Annotated in this window: 6 protein-coding genes; 2 read left to right on the plus strand and 4 right to left on the minus strand. The window is 31.3% G+C overall.

All coding sequences use genetic code 11. The annotated features are described in order from the left end of the window. From PL77_RS29460 to PL77_RS29465, 3 genes are all read right to left on the minus strand, one after another. Positions 1 to 1,273, minus strand: a 1,273-nt coding sequence (locus PL77_RS29460) for a hypothetical protein (RefSeq protein WP_156152605.1), incomplete at its 3' end; no start/stop codon positions are given. A gap of 345 nt (positions 1,274 to 1,618) precedes the next feature. Continuing rightward, positions 1,619 to 1,780, minus strand: coding sequence for a hypothetical protein (locus tag PL77_RS31965; RefSeq protein WP_156152606.1), 162 nt, complete (start codon positions 1,778 to 1,780; stop codon positions 1,619 to 1,621). Between the two features lie 86 nt (positions 1,781 to 1,866). Then, positions 1,867 to 2,220 (minus strand): hypothetical protein, encoded by a 354-nt coding sequence (locus tag PL77_RS29465; protein WP_044213517.1) that lies wholly within the window; start codon positions 2,218 to 2,220, stop codon positions 1,867 to 1,869. 153 nt (positions 2,221 to 2,373) lie between these two features. Here PL77_RS29465 and PL77_RS29470 point away from each other — a divergent pair, with 153 nt between their 5' ends. Next, on the plus strand, positions 2,374 to 3,159 hold the full coding sequence (locus tag PL77_RS29470) for a hypothetical protein (protein ID WP_044213519.1): 786 nt from the start codon (positions 2,374 to 2,376) through the stop codon (positions 3,157 to 3,159). Here PL77_RS29470 and PL77_RS29475 read toward each other — a convergent pair. Continuing rightward, the gene (locus PL77_RS29475; protein WP_044213521.1) at positions 3,156 to 3,614 is read right to left on the minus strand and encodes a MarR family winged helix-turn-helix transcriptional regulator; all 459 of its coding nucleotides are present in this window, start codon (positions 3,612 to 3,614) and stop codon (positions 3,156 to 3,158) included. The two genes, PL77_RS29470 and PL77_RS29475, sit on opposite strands and share 4 nt — an antisense overlap. Positions 3,615 to 3,722: 108 nt before the next feature. Here PL77_RS29475 and PL77_RS29480 point away from each other — a divergent pair, with 108 nt between their 5' ends. After that, positions 3,723 to 4,094 (plus strand): DoxX family protein, encoded by a 372-nt coding sequence (locus PL77_RS29480; RefSeq protein WP_044213524.1) that lies wholly within the window; start codon positions 3,723 to 3,725, stop codon positions 4,092 to 4,094. The last annotated feature ends 24 nt before the right edge of the window (positions 4,095 to 4,118 follow it).

Genomic DNA, 4,118 nt, shown 5'->3' on the forward strand with positions numbered 1-4,118 from the left:
AGTCCGAACTAGTGGGGTAACTATATAATTTCTTAGATTCAATATTTTCAGAAACCAGTGTAAAAGTATTATTCTTATGAGAAATGAGTTTCAATAGATAATGATCTTCATCAATCGTTGTATTTTTTTGAGCTCTTGCCCTCTTCATTGCAGCGACACGTCCTGATTTAAAACTTCTTTGATTCGCAAAAAATGGTCTTATTTCAGGCACCAAAATCTGCTCTAATTGCTCCTCCGTAAAAGGAGAAAACGTTTCTGTTACTAATTGAAGTGGTTCCGTATCCAAGTTTAGGAAATAAACTCCCTCAATTCTATTATAACTATTTCTCTTTGCTTTGTTATAAAAACCACTGACAATGATATGTTGATCTACAGATTCAGTTATTTTGAGCCCGTGTAAATTTTTTTCTTCGTGATAAATCACATAATCCATGTATTGTTGTTTACCTTTTTGGAATACATAGAGCTTATAAAAAATATCATTTCGTTGATCTGAATTTCTAGCTTTAATTAACCCAATAAGCAAACCGCTATCAGTAAGTATAAGGTCTTCATTCTTAAAGCTCGCACTTTTTGATTCTGCATCAAGGTAGTTAGACATTTTCCATAAAGTCTGAAAATCTTGATCCCGTACTTCAATGTCAAATTTTGTTTTCTTTTTCTTAGGATCTGGACGGTAAGTGATGATACTGTAAGCCTTTTTATTTTCAGATTGTTTGATCTTGTATTTTACATCTATTGCAATATAATAAGGTTGTGCTGATGCATAAAACAAAGAATTCGCTACTTTGGTTCCGGATGTCACTTTTAAATTATCCTTCTCCGTTACAAAAATATTTTTTCCAAGAGTACCATCCGCCTTCAATTCTCTTCGATAAAGTTTATGCTTTGTTTCTGAGAAAGTAGATAGAAATAACCATACTTTACCTTTATCATCTTCTAGAAGATCCTCATAAAAATAACGTTTGATTTTTTTACTGTATGTATCCCAGTAAAACGTATAGTGTTCTTCAAGTTCATGTTTTGTGATTTTTTTCGTCTCATGGTTTTCTACTTCAACGATCAATCGCCCCACACCCCTGGTTCCAACCTTAGATTCTTCTTTCACACTTACTCGAAAAGTCGCTTCTTTTCCGACCAATTTGAAAAATTGATTGATACTTTTCTTAGATTCAATTATTTGAGTTTTTTTTGAAATGGTTAGTTTATCTTGTGAAAAAGTGATAGAAGAGAAAAGTATAAAAAAAAGTGTTACTATTAAATGCTTTATCATATAGTCTACATTGTGAAAAATTAAAAATTGTAATGCACTTGAATTATCAATAACTAAAAATAGGATCACAATTTTTGATTAAGGTTAGATTAAAAAATATTCCAGCTAAGAAGTCTTTCTAAACAATAATTTGCAAAAATAAGTGAGTATTTTGTTAGTTCAATAGAAGTCGATGCACACCCAAAGGTAATACATAAATATGTTAGCTAAAGAAAGATTTTTTGAAAAAATAGCCCTCGAAATTCATAAAATAGCAGCTTGCACCCTTCTAAGCTCTATTTCCAATCTTAAAAAGAGTGCAAACTATGGATTTAGTTTCAATCACAAATGAAATCCAGAAAGCTTTTATACTCCTTTCAACTCCTTGATCTTTTCTTCTAATTCCTTTGCTATTTTCACAAACTTTTGTTGCTTTTTCAAGGAAGGTAATTTTTCATTATCCAAAGTTTTTAAATGCTTTGCATATTCCTTTTCCAGCTCTTCTAATTGTTCTTTTTTCGACTGCATGTTCCCTATTTTAAGTACTGACACAAAAGTAGTTTTTCAAAAATAAAAAACCGAAACACATTGAAGTATTTCGGCTGTTAAAAGTACTATTTCCTTTCCCACTCGAGGGTTTTACTGAGAATGCCTACGGATATTTTCACTTCCATGGCTTCTTTCTCCGGATAAAATTCTGCCGTCAACCATTTATCTTGTTTGACACTGTAAATTTCTCCTTCAAAACCATTCTTGGTAGGTTGTATATTTCTAATCATTTGTTTCCCTTCCTCTATTTTTTCACTTCCGGTTGATTTCACAAACCCTTCATAAATATTTTTATTTTTTTTGATGGAAAGTATTGTTCCGTGTCTTTGAGTATCCCATTTTCCTTCAATAGGATGTTGAGCAAAAACAGATACAGAGGTAAAGAAGAAAAGTAAAAAAATTGAGATATATTTTCCCATAGGTGATATGTTTATGGATGTTTTAAAAGATTGTCTACTACATCAACGATAAAATAGTGGTTATCTTTCAATTATATTAAAATATACCGCAGGTTTATCATTGAAAAGCACTGATTTTACTTAAATTGAAGTAACACCAAAAACTATTTTCCTATGATACAACACTATAATGACGTAGATCAAAAACTTCATCAACTTTCCCAAGTTATTGCAAAGTTTAATCGCTCTTTTGTACCCCAAAAAGAAGATGACAGTCATACTAACCTTCAATATGATATTATTGGGAATAGAATTTTGGGACGTTGGATTGATACCTCAAAAGGTAAGGTCATTGTTAGCTTGAATATTATCACACTTCATTTTTCGGTTTACAACCAAAAATGGGAGGTAGTATTTGAAGCTTCAGTAATTGATAAAACCCAAGAAGAAATAGAAAATTCATTCTTACCTTTTTGTAATGATTATCATCTGAGTTTTGATACTTTTAAAACTCCACTTCATTTTGAAATTGAGACGTATTCCTTTTTAAAAAATAAGTATACTGCTCTTCCGACTGACGGCATTGAAGAGTGGAAAAAATGGAGAAAAACTGCTTTCGAAACTTGTGGACTCTTATTAGAACACCTCCAACTGAAAAGTGAAATTAGAATATGGCCACATCATTTTGATACTGGAATTTATGTTGAAGTTAATTCAGAAATGAGTTTTGGCTTTGGTTTAGCCATGAAGGATAACGTTTGTGAAATGCCCTATTTTTATTTTTCAGCTTACGGTATTCATCAACATAAAATGAATTATGATAATTTCCCCCCTCTCCAGGTTGGTTGTTGGAAAAACCTTTCTCATTGGAAAGGGGCTGTGTTGGAAATTGATCAGATTTCAAAAGAAAAATTGAGTTCGTTTATTATAGAAGTAAAACAAAACTATTTTTCTAATTAATATGAATCTCTCAATCTATCAATAATTTCACTACAAAGCTTAGCCTCTTCTTCAGAAATTCCATTAAACCGATCAATACTAGACATTTCCTCATGTTCGTCAATTTCTTTTAGGAGTGCTAAACCTTTAGTGGTAATTGATAAATAAACAATTCTTCTATCAGATTCACTACGTTTCCTCTTTACATAATCTTTATCCAACAACTTATCAGATAACCTTGTCGCATTTGGAGCTTTATCGATCATTAATGATTTTATATCATTCATTGTAACCCACTCCTCTTTTGCTCCCCTTAAAATCCTTAACACATTGAACTGCTGAGGAGAGATTCCAAATGGTTTTAGAAAGTCTACAAACTGATTCTGAATCCAATTTGCGGTATAAATCATATTAGTGATAAATCGATGTTTATCACTGGTAAATCTTGTCTTTACTATGTCGTCTATATTTGCCATATCACACTATTTTATACAAATATATAAAAAATAAACTAGGAAATATTTTCCATGTAAAATATTTACATTACATTTGTCTCAACAATGAACTATAAAAACTCTTTTATTATGAACACGAAAACAACAAAGTTACTATATAGAATTACTACAGGTCTTCTTACTGCATTGATGCTTATGAGTGCTACGATGTACTTTGCACAGTATGATATGGTAAGTGAGGTCTTTGGCAAATTAGGTTACCCTACCCATATCATATATCCTTTGGCTATTGCCAAATACTTAGGTTTAATCGCTATCTGGACGAATATTAGTCCAAAACTTAAAGAATGGGCTTATGCTGGTTTTTTCTTTGATATCCTACTTGCAATGGCAGCTCATATAAATATTAATGATGGCGAATTTATACCTTCATCTATTGGTCTTTTACTTGTACTTTCTTCTTATTATTTCCATAGACAGTTGGAAAAAGAGAGTAAGTAAATACACTGTAAACTAAATTATCGT

This window comes from Flammeovirga sp. OC4, assembly GCF_000812565.1.
Lineage (GTDB): Bacteria > Bacteroidota > Bacteroidia > Cytophagales > Flammeovirgaceae > Flammeovirga.